The organism is Arthrobacter sp. R4, from assembly GCF_051365025.1.
Taxonomy (GTDB): domain Bacteria; phylum Actinomycetota; class Actinomycetes; order Actinomycetales; family Micrococcaceae; genus Arthrobacter.
In genome coordinates this window covers 1-26,077 of the sequence record NZ_JBLWIJ010000031.1, presented here as the reverse complement: position 1 = coordinate 26,077, position 26,077 = coordinate 1, and the positions used below count along the sequence as shown (strand labels likewise).

The following is a 26,077-nucleotide window of genomic DNA, read 5'->3' as shown; positions in this document are numbered from 1 at the left end:
TCAGGCACCGTTGTAGAGCTTCACGATGTTCTCCACCGTGGTCTTGGCATCCTGGCTGCCGCCGAGCATCTTGACGGTTTCCTCACGCAGCGGATCGCCTGAGAACGGGGTCTCGGCATAGGCCTCGGCCACGACGCGCTTGATGGCGTTGTCGCCCTTGGCCTCGTTGCCGGCGATCTGCTTCTGGTACAGCTCGAACGAGGCCTGCTGGAACGGGTATTCGACCTTGAGGTCCGACTTGACGGGCAGGTAACCGCCGAGCTTGGCGAACTCGGTGTAGTTGGCGTCGTCATAGAACCACTCGATGAACTTCTTGGCTTCCTCGTCCGCGCCGGTGTCCTTGAACGCGATCATGAAGCCGCCGCCGAGGTTGGTGGCGTTGGCTTCCTTCTTGGGCAGGGGCACGGACATCCACTCGAAGTCCTTGATGTTCTTGTTGAAGTCGGCAACCTGCCAGCTGCCGGAGTAATACGCAGCAACCTGGCCGCTCTTGAACATGGCGTTGCCGTCTTCGCCGCTGAGCCACACGGACTTGGGCATGGTTTTGTCGTCGTTGATCTTCTGGAAATACTCGAGTGTCTCCACGGCTTCGTCGTCCCAGGCGTACTTGTCGCCTTCCTTGGCGAAGGCAGTGCTGCCGAACTCGTACATCATGGCGCGCAGGCGGTGGCCGGAGCGGTCCATGACCACGCCGTACTTGGCGCCGGCCTTCTCGCGGACCTCGTTGACGGCTGCAACGAACTCATCCCAGGTCCAGGCTTCCTCGATGGCAGTGGGGAACGCCACGCCGGCCTTTTCGAAGAGGCTCTTGTTCACGAACAGACCCACGGCCGTGAGGTCGGACGGGATGGCCGGGATGGTGCCGTCCGGGGCTTCCTGCAGGAACTTTTCGTCGATGTTCCGCGACTTCGCGATGTCCGCGAGGTCCTGGAGCTGGTTGACCCATAACGGATCGAGGCCTGTGACGCGCGCCAGGGCCGGCAGGTCGTTCGCGGTGGCGGCGTTTTTGAGCTTGGTGGTGATGTCCGCTGTGGGAACGTCCACCACCTCGATGGTGATGCCGGTGGCTTCCTTGTACTTGGCGGCGGCTGCGGCAAACGCCCCGCCCTGGTTGGTGTCACCGGAAAGGACCAGCTGAAGGGTTTTGGCTCCGCCTTCAGTTGAACCGCCGCCGCCCCCACAAGCGGAAAGGCCGACGGCGAGGGCTGAGAGGCCAAAGGCCGTCAATCCGAACTGCCTGCGGCTGATGCTGGAGATTCTTGTCTGCTCTGACAATGCTCTGTCCTGTCTCTGACGATGCGTTCCGTGCCTGCGGGGCATGGCTGGAAGGTGTTGGCTGCGGACTCGATGGCCGCCTTGCCGACGTTTCGGAAAAGCCTTTCCTAACCCAACTGTGATCCATGTCATGACAATCTGTCAAGATAACGTACGCACATTTTCCAACGATGCAGAAGCGATGCAGAGGGTGTGCCTCCCCCTACCAGCCCGCCTACCGCCGTCGTAGGTTGGAGGCATGGGACTGAACATTCAGATTGTCACGGATTGCAAGAACCCTCACGCCCTTGCGGACTGGTGGGCCGAGACCCTTGACTGGGCAGTCGAGCCGCAGGACGAAGGCTTCATCCGCTCCATGATTGACCAGGGATTCGCCACCGAGGACCAGACCCTGATCCACAAAGGCAAACTCGTCTGGCGGGACGGCTGCGCCATCCGTCCGCCCGAGGAACTCGACGCATCCAAGCCGGAACGGCGCCTCCTGTTCCAGACGGCACCGGAGGAAAAAACAGTCAAGAACCGGGTGCACTGGGACGTGGACCTGGACGGCCGGGATAAGGACGAGGCCCGGAAGGCACTCGAGGCCCGGGGAGCCACGTTCCTCTGGAGCGCCAGCCAGGGTCCCCACTCCTGGCACACCATGGCGGACCCGGAAGGGAACGAGTTCTGCATCAGCTGAGCCGATTACTAGACTTGTTCGGTGAGCAACCAATTCCCCGCCAAGGTGTCCGATGTTTTCGATCCTTCCCGCTGGCGCACCGTGTCCGGCTTTGACGACTTCCAGGACATGACGTACCACCGCCAGGTGGAGCGGGCTGCAGACGGCTCCGTCACCAGGGACTTGCCCACCGTCCGGATCGCCTTCAACAGGCCGGAAGTCCGCAACGCCTTCCGCCCCGGCACCGTGGACGAGCTCTACCGCGCGATGGACCACGCCCGGATGACCCCGGACGTGGCCACAGTCCTGCTCACCGGCAACGGCCCGTCCCCGAAGGATGGCGGGCACTCGTTCTGTTCCGGCGGGGACCAGCGGATCAGGGGCCGGGACGGGTACCGCTATGCCGACGGCGAGACGCAGGAAACCATCGATCCCGCCCGCGCCGGACGCCTCCATATCCTGGAAGTCCAGCGCCTGATGCGCACCATGCCCAAAGTGGTCATCGCGGTGGTCAACGGCTGGGCGGCAGGCGGCGGCCACTCCCTCCACGTCGTCTCCGACCTCACCATCGCCTCCCGCCAGCACGGCAAGTTCAAGCAGACCGATGCCACTGTGGGCAGTTTCGACGCCGGCTACGGCTCGGCGCTGCTGGCCCGCCAGATCGGCCAGAAAACCGCCCGCGAAATCTTCTTCCTGGCCCGCGAATATTCCGCCGACGACATGGTCCGGATGGGCGCGGTCAATGAAGCCGTGGACCACGAACGGCTCGAGGAAGTGGCCCTGGAGTACGCTGCGGATATCGCCCGGCAGTCCCCGCAGGCCATCCGCATGCTCAAGTTCGCGTTCAACCTTGCTGATGACGGCCTGGCCGGCCAGCAGGTCTTCGCGGGTGAAGCCACGCGCCTGGCGTACATGACGGACGAGGCCGTGGAGGGCAAAGAGGCGTTCCTGGAAAAACGCGACCCCGACTGGTCCCGTTTCCCGCACTACTTCTAAGGCAGGACATCCATGAACATCGGACCCATGAATATCGGCCCCATAGACATCGACCCAGCCCTCAAGGCGCTGGCCGCAGCCCTCCACGGCGAGGGCCCCGCCGTCGAGCTTTCGGTGAGCGACGACGGCGGCCTGGTGGTGGGCCACGTGGAGACCCCTGGCTGCGATGACGCCGTGGTAGTGGTCCGCACCTCCGGCTCCACCGGGACCCCCAAAGCCACTATCCTCACGGTGGAGGCCCTGGCTGCTTCCTCCATGGCCACCGCCTTCGCGCTCAAGGGCGAGGGCCAGTGGCTCCTCGCCCTGCCCGTGCAGTACGTGGCCGGCGTGCAGGTGCTGGTTCGTTCGCTGTTCGCCGGCACCCGCCCCTGGGTCATGGACATGTCGCAGGGATTCACCCCGGAGGCCTTCACCGCGGCAGCCCTGGAGCTGACCGACAAACTCCGGTACACCTCCCTGGTGCCCACCCAGCTCCAGCGGCTCCTGGAGGACCCTTCGCCGGAAACCTTGGCGGCGCTGCGGCGCTTCAACGGCATCCTGCTCGGCGGCGCGCCGGCGTCGGCCAAGCTCCTGGACGCGGCACGCGAGGCCGGAGTCCGGGTGTTCACCACTTACGGCTCCGCGGAAACCTCCGGGGGCTGCATCTACGACGGCTATCCATTGGAAGGTTCGGCGGTCCGGATCGCCGAGGACGGCCACATCCTGCTGGGCGGTGACACCATTGCCGCCGGATACCTGGATGCCCCCGAACAAACCGCGGATGTTTTCTTCGAGGAGGACGGCGTCCGCTGGTACCGCACCAGCGACCTCGGAAGCCTCGATGCCGACGGCCGGCTCACCATCCTGGGCCGCGCCGATGACGTGATCATCACCGGCGGCGTCAAGGTCTCCGCCGCGCATGTGCAGGAAGAACTGGAAAAGTCCGACGGCGTCACGGCGGCTTTTGTGGCCGGCGTACCGTCCGCGGAGTGGGGCCAGGCCGTGGCCGCCTATGTGGCCCTCTCGCCGGGGTTTGCGGCTGGTACCCCGGCCGCAGCGGGTGGCGATGCAGCGCCCGGCGGGGATCCCGCCGTCGTGCTTGAACAGGAATGGCACCGGACGCTGGGACTCCTCGCCCCGAAAACCGTGTTCACTGCGCCGGAGCTGCTGATGCTGCCCAACGGCAAACCGGACCGCCTGGCCATGACCGGCCGGCTCAACTCCCTGCACCAGGGAAAGTAAAGTAGACCTGCACCGGCCGCAGCTTTGCGGCAGGTGCGTCACCGTTTCGCCAAACCCCGACCCAACACGAGGTACTTACCGTGGCCACAGCCGCACAATGGATCCAAGGCGCCCGACTCCGCACCCTGCCGGCGGCCATCGCGCCAGTGCTGATCGGTACAGCCGCAGCCTTTGAAATGGATTCGTTCCTCATCTTCAACGCGATCCTTGCCGCGCTGGTGGCGTTACTCCTGCAGATCGGCGTCAACTACGCCAACGACTACTCGGACGGCATCCGTGGCACGGATGAGGACCGTGTGGGCCCGCTGCGCCTGGTGGGCTCCGGTGCTGCACGCCCCGAACACGTCAAGTACGCGGCCTTCGGCGCCTTCGCAGCCGCCATGGTGGTTGGCCTGGTGCTGGTGGTGATCACCCAGAGCTGGTGGCTGATCCTGGTGGGGCTGGGCTGCGTGATGGCCGCGTGGGGCTACACGGGCGGCAAGAACCCCTACGGTTACATGGGCCTGGGCGATGTCTTTGTGTTCGTTTTCTTTGGCCTGGTGGCAACACTGGGCACCACGTACACGCAGGCCGGACAAATCAACCTCGCGTCCATCATCGGCGCCATCGGCACCGGGCTCATCGCCTGTGCGCTGCTGATGGCCAACAACGTCCGGGACATCCCCACCGACATCCAGGCCGGGAAAAAGACGCTGGCGGTCCGCCTGGGTGACAAGCATGCCCGCGAAAGCTATGTCCTGATGCTTGCCGTGGCCATCCTGCTGGTGATCATCCTGGCCCCGGGCCGCCCGTGGATGCTGATCGTCCTGCTGCTCATCCCCGCCTGCCTGATGCCGGCCTGGCTGATGATCAACGGGCGCAAGCGCAAGAGCCTCATCCCGGTGCTGAAGCAGACCGGCCTGATCAACCTCGGCTACAGCCTGCTGTTCTCACTGGGACTGGTGCTCAGCCACGGGTTCTAGCCGTTCTGGCCCTTGATTTCTGAGGGCTTGGATTCTGCTGCTGTGCCGCCGGACGGCTTGGCGTCGGTGCGAATGGTGAGGTCCGGATTGGCGTCCACCAGGGTGTCCTCTGCCTGGGCGTCGTCCACCTCGCCGGCGGTGCGCAGGGGCTTGGCCTTGCCGGAGAACCTGCGGCGCATCGCTTCTGTAGCTTGGTCGCGCTGGTCCTGGAAGAACAGGTAGCTGACCGCGAAGGCTATGCCTGCAGCGCAGATGACGGACATCACCGCGCCGAGGCCCAGGAAAAGGAACAGCACAAAGAGGGGCGCGAAGAGCGCCAGCCGGATCAGGGAATATTTCAGGAAAGCCACCTTCCAAGTTTAGCCGCCCTCCCTGAACGCCCGCCCCGTCCGGACGATAGACTTAATGCCATGCTCTTCCGTGTGGTTCTCGCCGTCGCAGTACTTGCCATCTTTGTTTATGGCCTGGTGGACGTGATCCGCACTGACGGACGCCTCACCCGGGGCATCTCCAAACCCGCCTGGATCGTCGTGATGATTGTCCTGCCGGTACTGGGGGCCATTCTTTGGCTCCTGATAGGCCGTCCCCGGGGCAATCCCCCCGTCCGGCAGAGCTACAGTCACCCCACCGCTCCCGACGACGACCCCGACTTCCTCCGCAACCTCGAAGTCCGCCGCCGCAACCAGGCGGAGGCTGCGCGCCTGAAAAAGCTCAAGGATGACCTGGAAGCGAAGGGGCAGGCCGACGGCGGGGCCTCCGGCGCCGGTCCGGACACCGGCGGCCACGGGCCTACTGGCACGGGAACCGTGAACGGCGGGGCCGGCGACGCCAGCAGCGGGGATGCGGACACGCACGATACCGACGACCGGAAGTAATCCCGATGGCTCATGACCCCGACGGAGAACAGCAACTGCGGGCCACCAGGTCCGCACCCCCGTCAGGTGAGCCACCTCCTTCCCCCCTTCCTTCCTGGCCTGCCCCTGCCCAGCCTGAGGCTAGCCGTGCCTCTCCCCGGCCTTCCGGCCCTCCGGCGCCGCCGCCACGGCCAGGCTTGTCCTACGCCTCGCCTGCGCCCATTGTGGTGGCGCCACCGACACCCCGCTCCGTCCGTATGGCCCGGACGCTCTGGCTGTTTAGCTTCGTTGCCGGCTTCGCCGTCCTCGTCGGTTCATTCCTGACGCGAGATTCACACCTGGAACGGTTGCAGGCGGTAGTGGACGGGATGTCACCCGGCGGCGACGCGGACGCCCTCAGTGCTGCTTCGGCCATTGTCTTCTGGGCCAGCATGGGCGCAATGTTGCTGATAATCCTCCTCGAAGCGGCCGGGCTGGCGATCGTCAATGGCCGGCAGGGCTGGGTCCGTTGGCTGATGATCCCGCTGCTGCTGGTCCATGTGGGCGCAGCGCTGGTGGCGGCGGCGTTCCTGGTTCCCGACGGCGATGGCGGCAGCTACGTCTGGCTGCTGTGGGGAGCCCAGCTACTGATGGCATTCGCGGGCTTGGTTCTGCTCTTTACGCCCGCCAGCAATGCCTGGCTCCGATCCCGAAAGCAGGAATAGGTTCCAGCCAACAGGGCTAGCTCAGCTGCAGGGCCGCGCTTTCGGCAAGGATACCCTCGCAGCTGCGCATCACCACACGGCAGACTTCCTGCCCCGAACGGTCAGTCAAAGGGTTCTCCGAGAGCACCCGCCAGCGTCGGAGGCACTCCCGGGCCTCAGTGGTGATCTCCTCAGGAGTGGCATCCGGTTCCAGGCCGAGTCGCAGGGCTGCCGCCGTGCCGGAGCCACCGATCAGCCTCTCAGCTTCGATGGCCCAGTCAGGGCCGAGTGAAGATCCGGCGGTCCGCAGGGTGGCGAGCAACCGCAGCTCGCGGAACTCATGGGCATTTACCTGAAGCCGTTCCAGTGCTGCCAACAAATGTCCCGAGCCCTCACGCGGCGACGCACGAAGCAGGGATTCCACACCCACCAGTGCTGTCCGCGCCTTCAGGGCGTCGGCCCGGGCGTGGAACTGGCAGGCCAGCATGGCCAGCAGCGGGTCCAGCCCGCTGCGCCTGGCTAGTTCGTGGGCCAAGGGGGTGGGGTCGGTGAAGCCGGCCCGGATCAGCACCACGCCCAGGCGGATCCCGAAAAGTCCGAACCTCTCCAGCAATGATGCCCTGGCATCAGCAGTGAGGCCCTCAGGCACCCCGGCCCGCAGGAACCTGTCAGCCGAGAGCAACAGTTTCTCCCGGGCCGCGCGGTCCAGGCCTGCTAGCAGGGCCAGGGATTCAAAGTCTGCCTGGCGCATGCTCCGGGCACTCTGCGCCAGGAGCCCCGCCACCGGGACCACCCCCAATGCCAGCTTCCGCAGGCTGTGGTCCCGGCGATACCGCTCCGCGATATCCCCGGCAGAGAGCAGTGAGTCGATCCTTCCCGCCCCGATCTCGTCCGCCCGGGACAGGACTGCCACGGCGTTGACGGTGCCGGACCGTCCGGCCTCGGTATCACGGAATGATTCCAGGAACCGGAGGTCGGAGGCATGCATATGCCGCATAAGGTATATGACGGCGTCAGCTTGGGAGGCTGATTCCGCGGGGGTGAGGAAGCTGGCGGACCTGGCGGAAACGTCCGTGGACAGGGAAGCAATCCCCGGAGTGTCTATCAGCGTCACGTTCCGGAGGCTCTCGGAGGGCCATTCCACTACCAGCTTCTCCACGTCTTCCGCGCGCTCCGTGCCGAGGAACACCAGTCGCCCGTCCACGCGCTTGAGTGCCAGCGTGCGCGGCTCACCCGCCATCGGGTAGAGCGTGATGCGGGGCGTATGCCCGTACCGGTACCACGTCACAATGCGTGTGCATTCACCGGTATCGGTGGGCGCAATCTCTTCGCCAATGATGGCGTTGAGCAGGGTCGACTTGCCCGCCTTCACCATTCCTGCCACGGCAACCCGGAGAGGCTCGGCAAGCCTCGCGGAGTAGCCTTCCAAGGCTGCCGTCGCAGTGGCGTCATCCCGGTAGACCGTGAGGGCCTCCTGGATCAGCTCTGACACTCCCCTGCTGGTTGCCTCCCCCATCAGCCAGCCGCCAGCGCGTGCGGGCTCTGCCCGCTCCCGAAGCGATGGCCGCCCGCGTCACGGCCGTCGTGGGTTCCGTCCGGATGGTCAGCCCCTGGCCCAGGGCCGGCGGGCTGTGGATTGGCAGCCGGCCCTGTCATGGGCTTCGCGGTTGCCTTCGCCACAGCTTCGGCCCCTGACAACTCCGCCGCCACCGATTCTGCGATACGGTGCAGGGCGTCAACGCGCTTAAGCTCTGCCTGGATGTCCCGGATCCGCATCTCCTTTTCCAGCTTGTAGGTGGTGGCGGCTTTCTGCGCCGCCGCCACGGAGTCGGAGAGCGAGCGGTGATGTTCCTCCGCGATTTCGGTGAAGTGGTCGCGGGTAGAGCGCTGTACCAGCCGGAGCCGGTCTTTGAGCTGCTTGCCCACCTGAAACACGACGTCGTCCAACTGCCGGCGAACCAGGGCCTTGGCTTCGGTCTGCCTCCTCTTGAGCCTTGCTTCCTTGTCTTCTCGGTAAGCCTTGCGCCCCAACAGCAGTCCGGCCCCGACAGAGAGCGGATTAATCAGGGCCATCCCGAACAAGCCGGTGAGCAGACCAAACATCAGGACGCCGCCGTACGATCCCCGCATCCCGATCAGCACCTTCTGCATCGGATTGATCTTCCCATCGTCCAGCCCGGGCATGTCATCGACGGGATCCAGGGCGTCGCCCGTATCGGAAACGCGCAGGACGGGAAGAGCCACCTCGTCCTCGGAGAAATGCTCAGCAACCTGCGCAGCCAGCCACTGTGCGCGTTCGCTGGTCCAAACAAAAGTGTCCGAGATCGCGGTCGCGGCGCATTCCTCCAGCCACATCGAAAACTGCGGCCACGTGGGACCAGGATCCCCCAGGTCAATGGCAGCCTCAGCCTCACGCTGGATCCGCCGCAGGCGATCCCGGAGGTCGTACTCCATGTCTGCGATGAGGTCGCCGATGCCGTCGTTGAGCGTGATCTGCCACCGGGCGGAACGCTTTCGGAGTTCGTCGGCTTCGAGTTTGGCGGCCTCAAGCCCCGCAATCATCTGTGGGGTCCCTTCCGGGTTCTGGAGCGCGGCCAGTTCCGACTGCAGCGACAGGCGAAGATTTTCGGTCACGGAAAGCAAGTCCTGGCTGACGGCACGGCGCTGGATCCGTTCCGCCTTCCCCACGATTTCGTTCCGGAGGTGGCCGATCAGGCCGGGAAAACCCGATTCGGCGTTCAGTTCGGCGTCCTGCAGCCGGGCGGCTTCCAGGCGGAGATCTGAGGAAATAGGGAAAAGCGGGATGTCCACAGAGACCCGGGAAAGGTGGCCGCGGTCAAGCTCGGCAACCTTCCGCCATTCCGGGTACAGGTCAGTCTTGGACAGCACGCCCACAACGCTCGGCGTGATCCGCATGGCTTGCTTCAGAAACCTGATCTCAGGTTCTGTGTATTCCTGCGATGCGTCCGAAACCAGAAGCATGGCCTCTGCCGAGGGCAGCGCCGTAAGCGTGGTCAGTGTGTGCGTGGACCCCAGGCCGCCGACGCCCGGGGAGTCGACAACGGTGAGGCCCCCAGCCAGCACCTTGCGGGGCAGGAACACTTCGGCGGCCACGAGTTTCTTGGCGTTGCCGGGGTTTCCGCGCTCGGAAACGTAGGTGGCGAGATCAGCGATGTTTATGGGCTGCCGTTCAAGTGCAGTTTCGTCACCGGGCTCCGCATCCGCCGGGGGCAGGAGGATGGAGGCTGAGGCCGGATCACCGTGCCGGACCACCGTGGGTACGGAGGTAGCGATGTCGTCATCGACAGGGCAGACCGGAGCGTTGACCAGGGCGTTGATGAGTTTGCTTTTCCCCTGCTTGAATTCACCCACCACGATCACGCGGACATTCGGATCCTGCAGCCTGCGCAACGTCTGCTCCAGGCGTTTCCGCAGGTCGGCGCGGTCTCCGGCGCTGACGAGCTCGATCCCCTGTTCCACGAGTTTTGTCAGTTGCGCCGCCGTAAGGGGCGTTGAGGGCGTTGCCGGTCCTGCCGGTCCTGTCGACTTTGCCAGACCCCCGGGGCGTTGCGTTTCAACCACAGCCAGTCCTTTGCTTCAAGTCTCGAAAATGGGACGTTGGGGGTTGCCGCGAGAAGTGCCCGGCAGGCGTTCTGGGCCGCCTGCCGGGCACTCCCGGTACCCCGGGACCAGCCGTTAGAGGATGACTGCCGAATCGTCCTCGGCGCTGATATCGGCGTCGACCTCCACCTCGGTGTTGATCGAGTTGTCCTCGGTGAACTCGAGCTCGTTGTCGGCAACAACAATGTTGTCCTCGACGACGGTGGTCTCTGAGTTGTCGTTGAAGGAATCCTTGAGTTCGACCTCCACCTCGGTGGAGGTTTCGTTGAAGGAGTCGTCAATCTCAACATCCGTTTCGGTCTCGTTGAAGGAATCCTCAATCTCGACTTCAGTGGTTTCGGAGTTGTCGGTGTTGAACGAATCCTCCACCTCAACGTCAACGTCAGTGGAGTTGTCCTGGAAGGAGTCCTCGATCTCCACCGAGTTGTCCGTCGAGTGATCCGAGTTGTCGTTGAAGGAATCCTCGACGTCGATTTCAACGTCGGTCTCTGTCGAGTTGTCCGAGTTGTCGTTGTACGAATCGTTGATGGAGTTGTCCGAGTTGTCGTTGAAGGAATCCTCGACATCGACGTCCAGGTCGGTGTTGAAGGAGTCCTCGATGTCCGTCTCCTTGTTGCCGATGTTGACGTCGCCGCCAGCCTTGATGGAGTTGTCGGTCGAGTTATCCGTGGAGTTGTCTGTGTTGTAGGAGTCCTCGATGTTGTTGGAGTCCTCAACGTCGGCGTCATCGCCGGCGGCGATGGCACGGTCGCCGGAAGCCACAACCGAGTCGTTGTCGAACCACTGCTTGACGTCGCCGTCGGCCCAGATGTTCTGGTTGACGGACTGGTCGGTAATGGTGTCGCGGTCATCCACAGTCGACGTGTAGGAGTAGTTGTTGACTACATGATGCAGCTGCTGGACAGCATGTGCATGGTCGTCGTGGTCGTGGTGTCCGCCACCGCCGTGTCCGCCGCTGTGGGGAGGCGGAGGAGTGTGGCCGCCACCGCCACCGCCGCCGCCATGATGGCCGGTTGCCGCGCCGTTGCCGCCGGTGTTGTACTCCCGGTCGAAAGAGGAATGGTTGAGGGTGATGGGAGCGTAGTCCAAAACAACCGGCATGGCCGCATCAACATCTGCAGAGCAGACGTGGCCCAGGCCGGCATCGTCCAGGGCCCGCTCAGGATCCTCCAGGAACTCCTGCGCTGCTTGCGGGTTTCCAAAAAGGCTCATCAGGAATTGGACGAGCTCGTTTGCGAGTGTAGGCATTGGATGGTCCTCAAATCTTCTCTGAGTTGTGGCTGGCCCGGCGTCGATACCGGGCTTGAATCAAACGTACGGTCCCACCCAAAGACCGGGCATCGGGTCACTTCCCCGTACCGCCGTACCCCCTGCTAGGGGATCGGCGGCAGTCCCGTTAGGGGTACTAGGGGCTATTCCCGCTGGGGGTTTTCCGGTCCCAGGGCAAGGCGCAGCCGAACCAACAGGTCGGAGCGGTTTTCGGCGCCGAGCCGGCGGCGCATCCGGGCTATGTGGTGCTCCGCGGTCCTCGGGGAGATGTAAATCGCCTCCCCGATTTCGCGGTAGGTCTTGCCTTCAAGGACCAGCCGTGCCACTTCCTTCTCGCGCTCACTCAGTCCTGAGCCGCCGTCAGGGGGCATGCTGTTGTTGTTCTCGGGGGCGGCAGTGCCGCGCGGCTCCGACGGTCCGGAGGCTCCCGTGCCGGCTGAACTGCCCTGCGGATGAAGGTCCCGGGCGCAGGACAACAACCGCACCATGTCCTTACGCTCGTCTGCCCGGGCAGCGGCGTGCCCGGCAAGCCGAGCACCCTCCCAGGGCATTCCGACGGCGTTCAGCCCGCGCGCCGCTGCTTCCACATCGGCGGCGCGGAAATTTGCCGCCAGGACCGAGACCCAGGCTTTTCCGGCTGCAGCCAGCACCCATGCGAGGTGGCTGTGGTCTGCTGCCCGGGCCAGTGCGGTGGCGTGCGGCGCGAGGTCTGCCGGGCTTTCGTTCAGCAGCGCAGCCTGGACTCCCGCCCAGTGCAACGGCACCGCCCACAGTGGAGGATCGCCAAGGTCATGCAGCAGCGTCCATGCCTCGTCAAGGTAATGCGAGACGCGCCTGGTCTCCCGCAGGCGTGCAGCCGTGATCATCAGTTCTCCCCAAGGCAGGAGGTTGTAGAGGTCCACGGACGTGTGCAGCATGGCCTCCCGTGCCCGTTCCCACGCCAGGACAAGGTCGTGCACTTCGCCGCTGCGGCGTGCAAGCCCCACTTCTAGGGCGGCGCACAGGAATTCATCCCGCGGGACCAGTGGCCAGTGGTTCGCTTTTGAGGCTTCGTTGATGGCCAGCCGGGCATCCTCCGGGTTGTCCTGCTGCATGGCCGACCATGCCTGGAGCAGGAACAGCCTGGGCTTGGCCGCATCGCCACCCTGGCCTGCGGCTGCCGCGGCACGAACGATGGTTTCCGCCAGGTGCGGTTCGCCGCTGTGCAGGGCCACCAGGGCTGCAAGTGCACCGGGCGTATCCGGCAGCGGATTTGTCGCACCGGAGGCGTTCAGCATGTCCGAGGCGTGGATCAGCACCGGCAGCCCCTGATGGGGGTCCCCGGCCAGTGACTCCACAATGCCCTTCGCCGTTTGGGCCTGCGCCACGGCCAAAAGAGTGGGCGACGACGGCGCGGAACCGCTGGGGAACATTGCTTCGGCTCCGGCACGGTTGCCGCAGCCGATCATAGCCACTGCGGCGGCTGGGGCGGATGCACCCACGCGCGATGGGCCCAGCCAGGCGTAGACGTCCGCGCTGCGGCCCAGCATCCCCCGCTGCGCCCATACGGCAGCCGAGACATCTACAGCGAGCCGGAGGTCGGGTGGGTCAGGGCATCCCAGCACGCCGTCGATAATGCGGGCTGCAGTATCCAGGTCCCCGGTGGACGCTGCGGCGTGAGCGCGGCGGGCGGCGGTGGCCAATTCGTCGGCGCCTGCCAGCAACGCCTCGCCGTAGAGTTCCGCCGCCAGGCCTGGATTGTGTTCGAGTGCCTTGTTAGCGGCCTTTTCCAGCTCAGCCGCGACGCGGGGGTCAGCCAGTCCGCCGCGTGCCAGTTCGCGGGCAAAGTCGCCCAGAGGACGGCCTTCGGCAGCGAAGCATCCCACGAGTTCGCGCTGGAGCGCGTGGATCCGGGCAGTGGGTGTCAGCGTCAGGAGCGCGTGCTGAGCCGTGCCTACAACGGTGCCGTCCGGCAGGAGGAGCCCGGAGGCTTCGGCCTTGGCCACGAGGGAATCGAGGCTTTCGACGTCCCCGCCGCCCACCTTCCGCTCCAGCTCCGCCGGCAGCGGCCCGGGAAGGGAAAATCCGACGGACAGTGCCAGGAGGAGTTCCCGGACTGCAGCGTTCTCACCGCGAAGCTGCTGTGCCATGTATTGGGGGCTGCCAGGCGCCAGCGCGTGCGGTTCGGTGCCGACGTGAGGCGTGCCCGTCCCTGCAGGTCCCGCTACGTCCGTGCCGTAGGTCTGAGGCGGCGCAACGTATGCCTCGCTTGCGTGGCCGTGGAGGAGTTCCCTGGCTGACGGCTGCTGATGGGCCACCATGCCTCAGACCGCCGGCTCAGTCGGAATCGGATCTTCCGCGGGCGGGTCCGTCGTTGGATCAGGCATCGGAGCGGGCGGCTCCGTGGACGGGTCCGGCACGGGAGCAGGCGGATCCGTCGTTGGATCCGGCACCGGAGCAGGCGGATCCGTCGTTGGATCCGGCACCGGAGCAGGCGGATCCGTCGTTGGATCAGGCGCCGGAGCAGGCGGATCGGTCGTTGGATCAGGCGCCGGCGGATCGGTGGTCGGGTTGGGAGCCGGGTCCGTGGTGGGGTCAGGATTCGTGGTCGGCGTTGTCCCGGCGGCTGCTCCGGAGCCGCTGGTTCCCTGCGTTGGATCGGACGTCGTAGCGGTTGTTCCATCCGTAACGGAACCTGCGGCCGCGCCTGCCGTTCCACCACTGTCCAGGTTTGGCGTCGATGCGTTGGTGGACGGCTTGCTGGTGGGCGATGCCGCTGCCTCGATCCCCTGCGTGCTTGCGGACTTATCAGTGATCTTCTTGGCGCTGGCCTCAATACCCCTCATCGGAGCCTGTCCGTCGCCCGAGGCATCCGCTGCTCCATCGCCTTGTGCACCGCCGCCCTGGCCACTACCGTCAGGCCTTGACGTACCGGGGTCTGCGGCTGCGGCGCTGGAGTCCTTGGCTGCCTCCTGTGGCGCGAACATCGCCGTCAGGCTTCCCAGCCCCTCGGGGCTTTGCGCAGCAGTGGCGGTCAGGACCGTGAACAGCGCTGCAGCGGCAGCCACGGCCGTGAGCCGCACGGATGGCCGCGGGGAATGCGGCCCGGAATTGGCCGCCGGACCATGGACCCCTGCGTGGGCGCCTGCATGTCCCCTGGCACCGACGCCGGCAGCAGCGGCGGCGGTGCCAGCCAAGGAGCCAAAAGCGGAGCCGGACTTCCGGGACCAGCTGGCACGGCTGCTGTCACCGTGCGGCTCAACGTTTGTCAGACCTGTCAACGTCATGGCCGTCGTCGAGGAAGGATCCGCGCCCACGGCGGTGACTGCCTCGTCGGGTGGAACAGCGGCCGCAGCCGCCGCCTGCCGGGCGCGGACTGCTGCCACCGCAGCTCCCAGGCAAATGGAGGACTTGGGATCGGCGTCCACGGCGATGGGCCGGTCGAGCTGTTCCGAAATCAGCTGCGCCACCAGGGGAATACGCGAGGATCCACCGATCAGCAGCACCGCGGTGAGGTCATCCGCCTCAAGGCCGAGCTCATCGAGGGAACGTTCCAAGGCGTCCACCGTCTGACGGATGGGCTCCTCGATCATGGCCTCCAGCTCGGAGCGGACCAGCCGCACCTGCTGGTGGATGCCGGGCAGGAACACGGAAATACTGGCCGCGCTGTCGGCCGAGAGCGCTTCTTTGGCTTCCACGCACTCACGGCGGAGCCGGGCCAGTGACGCCAGCGAGGCGGGGTCGGCGGGATCAAGGGCAGCTAAAGCCTCCCCGGTGTGCGCCGCGACGTGGCTCAGGACCGCTGCGTCGAAGTCGGCGCCGCCCAGGCCTTCGATCCCCTCAGGCCGGCCCAGGAACTCAAAGCGGTCGGCGTCGGCCTTCCTGAGGAGGGCCGTGTCAAAGGTGCCACCGCCCAGGTCGTAAACGGCGATGGTGCTGCCATCCTCCACCCTGACTTGGGAGGCGTAATGAAGGGCCGCCGCTTCCGGTTCCGTCATCAGCGTGACACCGTGCAGTCCCCGGGCACTAAGGGCTTCCTGGATGATGGCGGTCCGGTGGCCGCCCCAGGCTGCCGGGTGCGACAGGATGATCTGCGACGGAGGCTCGCCCTCGCGTTCCGCGGCCCGGTCAACCACCCAGCCGGCCATGGTGGCGAAGACTTCCTCCGCCGGCAGGGAAAGAGCCCCAACGGCGATCGGGACGTCGTCTCCGATCCGGCGCTTAAATTCCCTGACCACCCGGTCGGGGGAATCCAGCCCCCGCCGCTCGGCGGCCTCCCCCACCAGGATGGGGCCTTCCTCGGGATAGTAGACCACCGACGGCACCGACGTTCCGCGGAGCCCCAGCGGGAGGCTCTCCGGAACAGACGGAGCAATCAGGTCGATACGGGCAATGGCGGCGGCGGTGAAACTGGTCCCGACATCGATGGCGAGAACGTAGCTCATAAGTACCTCGGAAAAAACGCAGCAGGCCGTCCGCGAGCTTCATCACAGACGAGCTTCCACCAAGGTAGCACCACCGATTCAATGGCAAAACCCTTATTGCTACACCGAATTTACTATTGTCAGGCCAGCGCGGGAGCGGTTGGAAGAAACCCCTGTTCAGAGGCCTGAGTAGGAATGCAGCCCATTAAAGAATTGGTTCACGATGGTGAAGTTAAAGATCACGCACAGGTAGCCGACGATCGAGAGCCAGGCTGCGCGGGTCCCGGTCCAGCCGCGGGTGGCCCGGGCATGCAGGTAGCCGGCGTAGACCACCCAGATCACGAAAGTCCACACTTCCTTGGTGTCCCAGCCCCAGAACCGGCCCCAGGCCTTCTCCGCCCAGATGGCCCCGAACATCAGCGTGAACGTCCAGCCGATGAAGGCGATGGCGTTGATCCGGTAGGAGAGATTTTCCAGGCTCAGGGCCGAGGGCACCAGGCGCATGAAGCCAAGCTTGTCCGCGCCGCCGGCAGCTACGGTCTTCTGCCGGTGCGCCTGCACCAACTGGAGGGCTGACATGGCGAACGTGAGGGTAAAAAGGGCCGAGGAAAGCACTGCGATGGAGACGTGGATGATCAGCCAGTAGCTCTGCAGCGCAGGAACCAGGTGGCCCACAGGGGTGAAGTACGCCACGGTGGCGGCCGTGAGCATGATGACGGCCAGGCCCACCACGAAGGTGCCCAGGAACCGCAGGTCGCGGCGGATCAGCACCAGCAGGAACACAGCCACGGCCACGAACGCACCGGTGGTCAGGAACTCGTACATATTGCCCCACGGCACGCGTCCCGCGCCCAGGGCACGGGTGATGACTGCAGCGCCGTGGATCAGCACTCCCAGGATGGTCAGGGCGACGGCGACCCGCGCCGGGGCGCGCCGTTCCGCGGCGTAGCGCATGTCGGCGTCGGCGGTCTGTCCCGCACCGGAGGCACCCCCTGCCTGCCGGGCGGAGGCCGACGTCGGCCGCTCAGCCCGGCCAGCCGGCCCGGCGAGGTGCGAGTCGGTCCTCTCAGCGCCCCTGTCAGCCCCGGCGCCGGCAGTGCCTATTCCTGCGCCAACAGGGACCTTCGGTGCCTGCTCCGCCTGGGCCGCCTTGAGGTCAACGGCGCGCAGCGCCTTGCTGCTCTTCGCCAGGTCCCAGGCGAAGGCGATGAAGGCAACGGTGTACGTGCCTGCAGCGAGCAGCATGAACAGCTCGCTGTACTGGCCCATGGTTTCGTTGATGGCGAAGGGCATTACTGGTCCTTTTTCGGCCCGACGGGGCCAGCTGGGGAGGTGAGCGAATCTGCGCCATTATGGTCCTGGCGGCTGGGAGTTTGCTGGGTGCGGGCGGAGTCGGCCGTGGCGTCCTCCGTAGCTCCAGCGGATGGAAGCTTCCACTCCTCGGCGAGGAGCTTCCTGATGGCCGCGGCTTCAGCGGCCAGCCGGTGGTCTTCGCCGCGGGCAAGGAGGCCATACTCCACCATGGTCCGGCCGTCCTCGTGGGTCCCCGTGCGGACCCAGACCCGGCGGCGGTTGACATAGAGGGAAATGATGAGGCCTGCCACGGCAAGCAGCGCGAAGATGAGGGCGTAGAGCTGGCCGGGATTGTGGTGGATGTCCACGCCCACGTAGCGCTTCACGCCGTCGAAACTGATGCTTCCCTTGCCGTCCGGCAGGGTGTAGCTCATGCCCGGCGCCAGGGTGATGCCGCCGGCGTCCAGGTTGCGGGCGTTCAGCGGCGTCAGGTCCTTGACGTCCAGTTCGAAAACGTTTTGCGGCGCGCCGTCGTCCAGGCCCAGGTCCCCGTAGAACGAGTTCAGGGTCAACTGCGGGTTAATCAGTTCAGGGTCCCCGCTGAACGAGACGCCTTCCTCGGTTTTGAACGCCGTGGGCAGGAAGAAGCCGGCGAAGCCAAGCTGGTCCGGTTTGGCGTCAGGAACCTTGATCACGACCGACGAGTAGTAGTTCTCACCCTGCAGCCTGCCCACTACTGGTCCTTGGAAGGCCACGTTGCCCGCACCGTCACGCACGGTGACCAACGGCGCGTAGCCGTTGCCTGTGAGGTAGATACTGGTACCGCCCAGGGTCACAGGGTCGTTGACCTTCAGGACCTCCTGCTTGGCCGGCGCATCCGGTGTTTCCTTGGTAGTGACATCCGCCGTGAAGTCGATGGGCTGGCCGAACTTGCCCCTGGATTCGCGGTCGAACGTGACGGCGAACTTGTCCAGTTGGATGGAGTACGGCTGCAGTTGGCTGGACTGGAAGTTGGTGCCCGGGGTGAATTGGTCGTAACCAACCAGGGTGTTCACGAAAGTGTCACCCTCTACCAGGATGCGCTGGCCGCTGTAGCCGAACAGGCCGCCGACGGCCACGGACACCAGGACGCCTATCAGCGAGGTGTGGAACACCAGGTTCCCCACCTCTTTCAGGAAGCCGCGCTCGGCCCCCAAAGACGGCCGCGCGCCGTCGTCGTCCCTCACCTCAACGCGGTAGCCGCGGTTCTTCAGCAGCCCGGCGGCGCTGCGGATGGCGTCCGACGCCGGGAGGCCGGCGTCGGCGGGAACCACCAGGGTGCCGTACTCGGGCAGGCGGGAGAGACGTTTGGGGGTCCGCGGCGGCTGGGAGCGCATGGCTTTGTAATGGGCGATGGCGCGTGGGACGACACAGCCGATCAACGAGATGAACAGCAGGATGTAGATGGCTGAGAACCAGGCCGAGGAGTAGACGTCGTAAAGCTGCAGGGTATCCAGCAGCTTGCCGTAATCCGCGTTGTCCTTGATGTACTGCGTCACAATGGACGGGTTGGCAGGACGCTGCGGGAACAGCGAACCGGGCACCGCTGCCACCGCCAGCAGCAGGAGCAGGAACAGCGCCGTTTTCATGCTGGTCAGCTGCGTCCACGCCCAGCGCAGCATCCCCACGGGCCCGAGGACAGGCAGGGCTGCCTCGGCCTTGGCGGCGGCCACGGGGGCCGGGGACTGGGCCGGAGACAACTTGTTTGCTTTCACGCGCTCGCTCATCAGATCGGCAACTTCACATCGGTTTGGAACCAGTACTGGAGTTCGGTGACCCAGGTGCCCCAGACACCGCTGGCCATCAGCAGCCCCAGGACAATCAGGATTCCGCCGCCGGTGCGCTGGATGGCCAGCCGGTGCTTGCGGAAGAAGGACATCACGCCCATGCCGCGGCGAACCGCCAGGGCGATCAGCAGGAACGGGATGCCCAGGCCCAGGCTGTACACAAAGGCCAGGAGGGCACCCTTGGCGGCGGAAGAACCGCCTGACAGGCTCAGGAGCTGCACGGCGGAGTAGGTAGGCCCGATGCACGGGGCCCAACCCAGCCCGAACGTGATCCCCAGCAAGGGCGCACCCCACAGGCCGGCCGGCGGCTTCGCATGGATTTTCGCATCACGCTGGAGCCAGCCGAAACCGCCCATGAACACCACGCCCATGATGATCACCAGGACGCCCAGGAGCTGGGTGATCCATGCGTTCTGCGAGCCCGTGATCAGCGTGCCCAGTTGGCCAAAGGCACCGCCCAACAGCACAAAAATCAGGGAGAACCCGAGGACGAAGAGCCCGATGCCCGCGAGCATCCGGCCGCGTTTCTGCTTTTGCAGGTCCACGCCGCTCAGTCCCGTGACGTAGCCCAGGTACCCCGGCACCAGGGGCAGGACGCAGGGCGAGAGGAAGGAGACCAGGCCGGCCAGCAGCGCCACGGGGATGGCAAGCAGGAGCGAGCCGTTCAGAATGGCTTCGGCGAAGGGGCTGTTCACGGTCCGGATCCGCCGCTACTCTGCCACAGCAGCGGTAATGAGGGCTTTGAGGGTGCCCTTCTGGATTTCGCCCAACACGCGCGAGGCCACTCGGCCCTGCTTGTCCAGGACCAGCGTGGTAGGGACTGCGCCGGGCGGGACCAGCCCGGAGACGGCCAGGAGGACGCCGCCGTTCTTGTCGTCGAAGCTGGGGTAGGTCAGGTTGAATGTTTTGTCGAAGGCCTCGGCGGTGGCTTTTTCATCACGGAGATTGACGCCGAGGAACTGCACGCCCTGCTCCTTGAACTCCTGGTGCAGCTCCTCCAGGATGGGTGCCTCCACGCGGCAAGGTGCGCAGGCCGCAAACCAGAAGTTCAGGACCGTCACCTTGCCCTGGAAGTCGGCGGGGGTCACCGCGGTGCCTGAGAAGAGCGTGCCGTTGATGGCGACGGCGGCCTTGCGGTCGGCTGCGGCGAACTCAGTGACCGAACCGTCCCCGGCAACATAGTTCTTGTTATCGCCTGCTTTGGCCTGCTTGGCCAAGGCATCCTCCTGCGCGCACGCCGACAGGCCCAGGGTCAGGGCGGTCAGGGCCGCGCCACCCGCGGCCAGCACAGCGCGGCGGGACGTTGCCGGGCCGGAAGCGGTCTGGTCGGAGGTGGCGCGGGTGTCCTGGGAACGGAAGGGTGCCACGGTCAGGCCCCCGGGGTGCTGGCGGCACCGGGAAGAAGTGCGGCAGCGGGCTCACTGTACACAACGCGCAGGAGGGAGCCGTCGTCGTCGAACACCAAGGAGGTGATGGACGTCAGCGTGCACTCGCGTTTGCGCGGATCATGCCAGAGGGGACGGCCCTCGGCGCTGAGGCGGGTGGCCCAGATGGGAAGCTGGTGGCTGACCATGATGGCCTCGGGCCCGTCAGATCCGTAGTCGTCACCGGCCAGCTCAATGGCGCGGAGCCTGGCATCCTGGACCGCAGCCCGGACACGGGCCGCCTGCGCCTTGTAGGGCTCTCCCCAGGACGGCCTGAGCGGGTTGACCAAATGCGGCCAGTGCTTGGGCTTGCGGAGCTCGGCCTTGGTGACCTTCATGCCCTCGAAGTAGTTCTCGGCCTCAATGATGCGCTCGTCCGTGTGGATTTCAAGGTGCAGTGCTTCGGCCGTGGGCACTGCTGTCTCCTGGGCCCTGGTCAGCGGAGACGCCGCGAGATAGACAATCCGTGCGCCAAGGGCCGCACGCTCGCTGAAGTGCGCGGCGAGCGTCTGTGCCATTTCCCGCCCCAGCTTTGAGAGGTGGAATTCGGGCAGCCTGCCGTACAGAACGCCGTCGGGATTATGGACCTCGCCGTGGCGGAGCAGATGGACAGTGGCTTGGGGCATGTGTACCAGTTTCTCAAAGATGGCGTGCTATCCGAAATCTTCTACATCCAGTAGAACTGAAGATTCTCAAAAAATGTTCCGGAAGTGGGAACAAAAGATGCAAATGCATGTTTATACTGGATGCAGCAGTTAGTTGAGACTTCAACAAATGAAGCGTCAACCTTTCCCAGTACTACCCGACACTCCCAAGGAGAAACACCATGTCACTTCCCGCAGACGTCACCACCGGCACCTGGACCCTGGACAACTCACACAGCGAAATCGGCTTCACTGTCCGGCACGCAGGCATCAGCAAGGTCCGCGGCCAGTTCAAGGATGCCGCAGCAACCTTGGACCTGGCTGAGAACGTGGCGGACTCCAAGATCAGCGCCACGATCAAGACGGCCAGCTTCGACTCCGGCGACGTAAACCGCGACGGCCACGTCCGCGGCGAGGACTTCTTCGACGTGGAGAAGTTCCCGGAAATCTCCTTCGTTTCCAACGGCCTGGTGGCCAAGGGCAACACCTACGAGCTGACCGGCGACCTGACCATCAAGGGCGTCACCCGCCCGGTGGCCCTGGAAACCGAGTTCAACGGCGTGGCCGTGGACCCGTTCGGTAACACCCGCGCCGGCGTATCCGCTGAGACCACCATCAGCCGCAAGGACTTCGGCCTGACCTGGAACGCCGTGCTGGAAGCCGGCGGCGTGCTGGTCAGCGACAAGGTTGCCATCAACCTGGAGCTCGCGTTCATCGCGCCCGCTGCATAATTTTGCCTGCTGCCGCCCGGCCGCCGGATCCACTGAGTGGTCCAGCTGCCGGGCGGTGGCGTTTAAACCGGCATACCGGCCCAACTAAGTAGCAGCAGATGTCGTTTTGGGCTCCCAAAACGACATCTGCTGCTACCTAGTTGAGGTTGAATGCCGCGGCTGTGAGGGATGCCCTGTGTCCGGCGTTCGTGCCCGTCGGTCTATCCTGTGGAAAACCCCTGCCGTTCCCTGTGATTTCGCCGCAAATCTCCTAGATAACAGGGAACCTGCGGTCTACAGTGAGAGCCATGACCAACCCTAGTGAAGTACCGCAGCCTGAGCAGCCGGGCGCCCAGCCGCCTGCCAGCAACGTTCCTCCCGCCGGTTACCAGCCGCCGCAGGGTTACCAGCCACCACCACAGGGATACCAGGCCCCGGGCCAGGCCTACCAGCAGCCTGCTCAACCCGGCCAGCCCCACAGCCAGCCGGGCCAGCAGGGTGGCTTCCACTTCGAGATGCCGACGGACGGCCCCCGAAACTTTAACGATGTGCTGCCCAAGGGTGGGTTCTCGGGCATGTTCAACGTCACCGGCCTGCCTATCGAGCTCAAGGTGTCCTACTGGATCTGGCTCATCGGCGGCATTTTGGGCGTGTTGGGCGGACTCCTGGGACTATTCGGGGCGCTGGCACTGTTCACGGTTGCACCTGCGGCGGCCATGGTGGTCCTCCTCCTGGTCCTGGTGGCACTGGCCATCGCCGTCGCCCAAATTATCCTCGCCCTGAAGATGAAGGAAGGCCGGGAGTGGGCCCGGCTGGCCCTCACCATCGTGGCCGGCGTCTCGCTGGTCCTCGCCATCATTGGCGGCAGCGTGGGCGATGGGATCGGCAATAACTGGCTCGGCTTCCTGATCAGCGCCGGGGCAACCGTTCTGATGTGGCTGCCCAACTCGCAGGCATGGTTCACCGCAGTCAAGGGCCGCGGCTGACCTGCCGGTTAAGTTGTTTCCCGAAGGCCGCAGCCGGCGTACCCGCCAGGCTGCGGCCTTCCCAGCGCTCCGCGTTCTCACCGACTAAGGCGGAATGAAGCCGGAATACCTCTCCGGAATGACCCTCTACGGAGCCGCCCGGGGGTACGGTGGAAGTAAGCCTTGCTGGGGGTAGGGCCAGTGCACCGATCCCGGCAGCCGATCCGCACTTCGACCTGCAAAGGACCGCTCATGAGTACTCCCCCAGTCCAGCCGCCTAACCCCAACGAACCCGAATCCGGCGGCCAGCCCCCCACTCCGCGCTACGGCGAGAACGCACCGCAGTTTGGCCAGCCCACGCCCCCTGCCCCGCAGTACGGCCAGAACGCGCCGCAGTACGGCCAAAACACCCCACAGTATGGCGAAACGGGCACACCGGCACCCCAGTACGGCCAGAACCCGCCGGCGTATGGTCAGAACCCGCCGCAGGCCCCGGCCTACGGCCAGCAACCGTTTGGCCAGCAGTACGGGCAGTCTCCGTACGCACAGTACCCGTCCGAACAGCCGGCGGCTACGAGCAGCAACGGAGTCCCCCAGCTGGTCAACATTTCCTTCTGGCTCCTGATTGCCTCGGGCATTATTTATGTCATTAGCATGCTGATCGGCGTTGGCCAGCTGGATGACCCGCTGATGCGGAGCACCTTCGAAGATGCCATGCAAAGTGGCGGCGCCGGCGGCGAGATCCCCTACGAGGACATCAAGGGCGTTATTGCCGGCACGCTGGTGGTCTTCGCCATCATCGGAGCCGCGCTCTACGCATTGGTGGCTTTCTTCATCCGCAAGGGCAAGAACTGGGCCCGGATCCTTGGAACCGTATTCGCGGCACTGTCCATCTTTGGGCTCTTCCAGGTGCCGAACATCGGAACACTGGGAACGCTGATGGGCATCGCAGCCATCGTCCTGCTGTACCTGCCGGCAGCGGCCCCGTACTTCCGCAAGCAGCAGCCGTTCGCCAACCCCTATGGCCAGCCGGGAAACCCCTACGGCCGCTAGCCTCACGGTCAACCGGAAGACATGCCGGCGCTGACCAACAATTGAAACCACACCCCAGCGGGCGTGGATCCCGGAGCCGCAGGATTGCTAGGCGGTCTGGCCCGGGGTCTGCGCCCGCTGCGCGTGGTAGGCCAGGATCTGGAGTTCGGTGGCCATATCCACCTTGCGGAGGTTTACGGTGTCGGGCACCTGGAGCATCACAGGCGCAAAGCTCAGGATGCTATGGACGCCGGCGGCGACGACGCGGTCACACACGTCCTGCGCCACTGCGGCGGGCAAGGCCAGAACTACCATGTTGGCGCCCGTCCGCTGCAGCACGGTTTCGAGGTCTGCAACGTCGCTGACCCGAAGCCAGCCCACCTCATTGCCCACCACCATCTGGTCGGCATCAAAGATGGCTACGACATCGAAGCCTCGGGACTCAAAGCCGCCGTACCTGGCGAGCGCCTTGCCCAGGTTACCGGCGCCGACGATGGCCACTTTCCAGTCGTGGGTCAGCCCGAGGGCTGCAGCGATGTGGCGGCTAAGGTACTGGACTTCGTAGCCGACGCCCCGCGTGCCATAGGAGCCCACATGCGAGAGGTCCTTGCGCAACGTGGCGGAACTGACGCCGGACAATTCCGCCAGCGACTCCGAGGATACGCGCTCCACGCCTTCGGCCAGCAAGGTATTAAGCGCGCGAAGGTACAGGGTCAGTCTGGCCACGGCCGCCGGCGGAATCTGCTTGGCAGCGGTTTTGTCGTCCTGTATGCCCGGCGCAACCGACTCGCCTTGGACAGGCTGGGGAGATGAATCCAGTGAAGTCACTATCCCCTCCCTTGCGTCGCGTTGTGACTCCACTCTAGAGCCCTGCGCCTGCTGCCAACAAAGCCTGAACCATGGCCCGGAACCAGCCCTACTCCGCCATGGCGCGCCGCAGGACACGCTCCAGCCGGGCTTCGTCGATCTTCCAGAAATCGCGCTGGATGCCGTCCACCAGCACTACGGGGATTTCCTCGGCATAGCGGTCACGCAACTCGGGCAGTTGGTCCACCGGCTGTTCCGCCCACTCAAGCCCCAAGGAGGCTGTTACCCGCCCGACGGCGTCGCGCGCGTCCGCGCACAGGTGACAGTCGGCTTTGGTGATCAGGACAACCTGCGGTTTTGGCATGGTTTAACCGTATCCCCCTTTAGCGGCGGACAGCGCGGCGCACGGCCACGCGGCAGGAGGGGCCGCATGCATTGACTAGACTCGGGGACATGCCCGAGGAGAAGTACGTCGCAGTTCTCACACAGCCGGCTGCGGTACCGCAGACCGGCGAGGCGGCGTTCTTCGACGTCGATAACACCCTCATGAGGGGCGCCAGCCTTTTTCACGTGGCCCGCAAGATGCACCAGCGCGGAGCGTTCACCTTGGTCCAGGCCGCCGGATTCGCGTGGAAGCAGTTCAAGTTTGTGACGCGCGGCGAGAACATGGATGACGTCCATGCGGTCCGCGACTCTGCCCTCAACCTCGCCGCCGGAATCACTGTTGAGGACGTGAAGGCTCTCGGCGAAGAAGTCTATGACGAGATGATCGCCTCCAGGATCTGGCCGGGAGCCAAAGCCTTGGCCCAACAGCACCTGCGGGTTGGCCGGCGGGTTTGGCTGGTCACGGCCACCCCCATCGAGGTGGCAACGGTCATCGCCACGCGACTCGGGCTAACCGGTGCGCTGGGCACCGTCGGTGAGGTGGCGGACGGGATGTACACCGGACGCCTTGTGGGCGACATCCTGCACGGCTCTGCGAAGGCTGTGGCCGTCCAGGGCATTGCTGACGCCGAGGGACTGGACCTCAGGCGTTGCTGGGCCTACAGCGACTCCTACAACGACATACCGCTGCTGACCCTCGTGGGACACCCCGTCGCCATCAACCCGGATGCCAGGCTCCGCCGCCATGCCCGGGACAATAACTGGCCGGTGTATGACTTCCGCTCCGGCCGCCGCGCCGCCACCCTGGGCCTTAAAGCCGCCACAGCCGGCGGCGTCGTGTACGGCCTCTGGCGCGGCTTCTCCCGCATCCGCGGCCCCCGCATCTAGGTAGCAGCAGATGTCGTTATGGGCCCTCAAAACGACATCTGCTGCTACCTAGTTGTATTGACCACGGACGTTAGTGACGGTCGGCGTGGCTTGGTGACATGAAGAAGACCTCCGTGTGGAGTGGGGCTTGTCTAGAGTCCAGTTCCACAAACGGAGGTCTTC

General features: G+C 65.2%; 24 protein-coding genes. 10 read left to right on the top strand and 14 right to left on the bottom strand.

What is annotated here, in order from left to right; all coding sequences use genetic code 11:
* On the bottom strand, positions 1 to 1,275 hold the full coding sequence (locus ACLKOZ_RS17805; protein WP_376043808.1) for an ABC transporter substrate-binding protein: 1,275 nt from the start codon (positions 1,273 to 1,275) through the stop codon (positions 1 to 3).
* A gap of 238 nt (positions 1,276 to 1,513) precedes the next feature.
* On the opposite strand from ACLKOZ_RS17805, the gene ACLKOZ_RS17800 reads away from it, so the two are divergent.
* The 4 genes from ACLKOZ_RS17800 to ACLKOZ_RS17785 all read left to right on the top strand — a co-directional run bounded on the left by ACLKOZ_RS17800 (position 1,514) and on the right by ACLKOZ_RS17785 (position 5,112).
* On the top strand, positions 1,514 to 1,954 hold the full coding sequence (locus ACLKOZ_RS17800; protein ID WP_376043810.1) for a VOC family protein: 441 nt from the start codon (positions 1,514 to 1,516) through the stop codon (positions 1,952 to 1,954).
* A gap of 21 nt (positions 1,955 to 1,975) precedes the next feature.
* Entirely contained in the window at positions 1,976 to 2,929 is a 954-nt protein-coding gene (locus ACLKOZ_RS17795; RefSeq protein WP_436477016.1) for a 1,4-dihydroxy-2-naphthoyl-CoA synthase, read from the top strand.
* A gap of 12 nt (positions 2,930 to 2,941) precedes the next feature.
* On the top strand, positions 2,942 to 4,150 hold the full coding sequence (locus ACLKOZ_RS17790; RefSeq protein WP_436477014.1) for an AMP-binding protein: 1,209 nt from the start codon (positions 2,942 to 2,944) through the stop codon (positions 4,148 to 4,150).
* Between the two features lie 80 nt (positions 4,151 to 4,230).
* Positions 4,231 to 5,112, top strand: coding sequence for a 1,4-dihydroxy-2-naphthoate polyprenyltransferase (locus tag ACLKOZ_RS17785; RefSeq protein ID WP_337346073.1), 882 nt, complete (start codon positions 4,231 to 4,233; stop codon positions 5,110 to 5,112).
* On the opposite strand, the gene ACLKOZ_RS17780 is transcribed toward ACLKOZ_RS17785, so the two are convergent.
* Positions 5,109 to 5,462, bottom strand: coding sequence for a DUF4229 domain-containing protein (locus ACLKOZ_RS17780; RefSeq protein WP_436477011.1), 354 nt, complete (start codon positions 5,460 to 5,462; stop codon positions 5,109 to 5,111). The two genes, ACLKOZ_RS17785 and ACLKOZ_RS17780, sit on opposite strands and share 4 nt — an antisense overlap.
* 60 nt (positions 5,463 to 5,522) lie before the next feature.
* Between ACLKOZ_RS17780 and ACLKOZ_RS17775 the strand changes: the two genes are divergently transcribed.
* A complete protein-coding gene (locus ACLKOZ_RS17775) occupies positions 5,523 to 5,987 on the top strand; it encodes a PLD nuclease N-terminal domain-containing protein (RefSeq protein WP_337351609.1) in 465 nt (154 codons plus the stop codon).
* A 176-nt stretch (positions 5,988 to 6,163) separates the two neighbouring features.
* On the top strand, positions 6,164 to 6,670 hold the full coding sequence (locus ACLKOZ_RS17770; RefSeq protein ID WP_436477009.1) for a hypothetical protein: 507 nt from the start codon (positions 6,164 to 6,166) through the stop codon (positions 6,668 to 6,670).
* A 16-nt stretch (positions 6,671 to 6,686) separates the two neighbouring features.
* On the opposite strand, the gene ACLKOZ_RS17765 is transcribed toward ACLKOZ_RS17770, so the two are convergent.
* The 10 genes from ACLKOZ_RS17765 to ACLKOZ_RS17720 all read right to left on the bottom strand — a co-directional run bounded on the left by ACLKOZ_RS17765 (position 6,687) and on the right by ACLKOZ_RS17720 (position 21,111).
* Complete coding sequence (locus tag ACLKOZ_RS17765) at positions 6,687 to 8,165, bottom strand: dynamin family protein (protein WP_436477007.1); 1,479 nt, start codon at positions 8,163 to 8,165, stop codon at positions 6,687 to 6,689.
* Positions 8,165 to 10,129 (bottom strand): dynamin family protein, encoded by a 1,965-nt coding sequence (locus tag ACLKOZ_RS17760; RefSeq protein ID WP_436477218.1) that lies wholly within the window; start codon positions 10,127 to 10,129, stop codon positions 8,165 to 8,167. Before ACLKOZ_RS17760 ends, ACLKOZ_RS17765 begins: the two co-directional genes overlap by 1 nt.
* 216 nt (positions 10,130 to 10,345) lie before the next feature.
* Positions 10,346 to 11,518 carry an IniB N-terminal domain-containing protein gene (locus ACLKOZ_RS17755; protein ID WP_436477005.1) on the bottom strand — a complete coding sequence of 391 codons (1,173 nt, stop codon included), beginning with the start codon at positions 11,516 to 11,518 and terminating at the stop codon, positions 10,346 to 10,348.
* 164 nt (positions 11,519 to 11,682) lie between these two features.
* Positions 11,683 to 13,668 (bottom strand): LuxR C-terminal-related transcriptional regulator, encoded by a 1,986-nt coding sequence (locus tag ACLKOZ_RS17750; protein WP_436477216.1) that lies wholly within the window; start codon positions 13,666 to 13,668, stop codon positions 11,683 to 11,685.
* A gap of 174 nt (positions 13,669 to 13,842) precedes the next feature.
* On the bottom strand, positions 13,843 to 15,963 hold the full coding sequence (locus tag ACLKOZ_RS17745) for an Hsp70 family protein (RefSeq protein WP_436477003.1): 2,121 nt from the start codon (positions 15,961 to 15,963) through the stop codon (positions 13,843 to 13,845).
* 156 nt (positions 15,964 to 16,119) lie between these two features.
* On the bottom strand, positions 16,120 to 17,235 hold the full coding sequence (ccsB, locus tag ACLKOZ_RS17740) for a c-type cytochrome biogenesis protein CcsB (protein WP_436477001.1): 1,116 nt from the start codon (positions 17,233 to 17,235) through the stop codon (positions 16,120 to 16,122).
* The gene (resB, locus tag ACLKOZ_RS17735) at positions 17,235 to 19,001 is read right to left on the bottom strand and encodes a cytochrome c biogenesis protein ResB (protein WP_436477000.1); all 1,767 of its coding nucleotides are present in this window, start codon (positions 18,999 to 19,001) and stop codon (positions 17,235 to 17,237) included. Before resB ends, ccsB begins: the two co-directional genes overlap by 1 nt.
* Positions 19,001 to 19,756 (bottom strand): cytochrome c biogenesis CcdA family protein, encoded by a 756-nt coding sequence (locus ACLKOZ_RS17730; RefSeq protein ID WP_337346063.1) that lies wholly within the window; start codon positions 19,754 to 19,756, stop codon positions 19,001 to 19,003. Before ACLKOZ_RS17730 ends, resB begins: the two co-directional genes overlap by 1 nt.
* Positions 19,757 to 19,771: 15 nt before the next feature.
* Positions 19,772 to 20,350: a TlpA family protein disulfide reductase gene (locus ACLKOZ_RS17725; RefSeq protein ID WP_436477214.1), complete on the bottom strand. Its 579-nt coding sequence runs from the start codon at positions 20,348 to 20,350 to the stop codon at positions 19,772 to 19,774.
* A gap of 80 nt (positions 20,351 to 20,430) precedes the next feature.
* Entirely contained in the window at positions 20,431 to 21,111 is a 681-nt protein-coding gene (locus ACLKOZ_RS17720; protein ID WP_436476997.1) for a histidine phosphatase family protein, read from the bottom strand.
* A 200-nt stretch (positions 21,112 to 21,311) separates the two neighbouring features.
* Here ACLKOZ_RS17720 and ACLKOZ_RS17715 point away from each other — a divergent pair, with 200 nt between their 5' ends.
* The 3 genes from ACLKOZ_RS17715 (at position 21,312) to ACLKOZ_RS17705 (ending at position 23,857) form a co-directional block, all read left to right on the top strand.
* Positions 21,312 to 21,860 carry a YceI family protein gene (locus ACLKOZ_RS17715; protein ID WP_337346061.1) on the top strand — a complete coding sequence of 183 codons (549 nt, stop codon included), beginning with the start codon at positions 21,312 to 21,314 and terminating at the stop codon, positions 21,858 to 21,860.
* A 287-nt stretch (positions 21,861 to 22,147) separates the two neighbouring features.
* Positions 22,148 to 22,825 (top strand): hypothetical protein, encoded by a 678-nt coding sequence (locus ACLKOZ_RS17710; protein ID WP_436476995.1) that lies wholly within the window; start codon positions 22,148 to 22,150, stop codon positions 22,823 to 22,825.
* A gap of 231 nt (positions 22,826 to 23,056) precedes the next feature.
* Positions 23,057 to 23,857 carry a hypothetical protein gene (locus ACLKOZ_RS17705; RefSeq protein WP_436476993.1) on the top strand — a complete coding sequence of 267 codons (801 nt, stop codon included), beginning with the start codon at positions 23,057 to 23,059 and terminating at the stop codon, positions 23,855 to 23,857.
* A gap of 87 nt (positions 23,858 to 23,944) precedes the next feature.
* On the opposite strand, the gene ACLKOZ_RS17700 is transcribed toward ACLKOZ_RS17705, so the two are convergent.
* Both ACLKOZ_RS17700 and ACLKOZ_RS17695 read right to left on the bottom strand, forming a co-directional pair.
* The gene (locus tag ACLKOZ_RS17700) at positions 23,945 to 24,664 is read right to left on the bottom strand and encodes a redox-sensing transcriptional repressor Rex (RefSeq protein WP_436476992.1); all 720 of its coding nucleotides are present in this window, start codon (positions 24,662 to 24,664) and stop codon (positions 23,945 to 23,947) included.
* A gap of 88 nt (positions 24,665 to 24,752) precedes the next feature.
* On the bottom strand, positions 24,753 to 25,007 hold the full coding sequence (locus ACLKOZ_RS17695; RefSeq protein ID WP_337346057.1) for a glutaredoxin family protein: 255 nt from the start codon (positions 25,005 to 25,007) through the stop codon (positions 24,753 to 24,755).
* A gap of 89 nt (positions 25,008 to 25,096) precedes the next feature.
* On the opposite strand from ACLKOZ_RS17695, the gene ACLKOZ_RS17690 reads away from it, so the two are divergent.
* Entirely contained in the window at positions 25,097 to 25,915 is an 819-nt protein-coding gene (locus ACLKOZ_RS17690; protein WP_436476990.1) for an HAD family hydrolase, read from the top strand.
* Positions 25,916 to 26,077 lie beyond the last annotated feature (162 nt).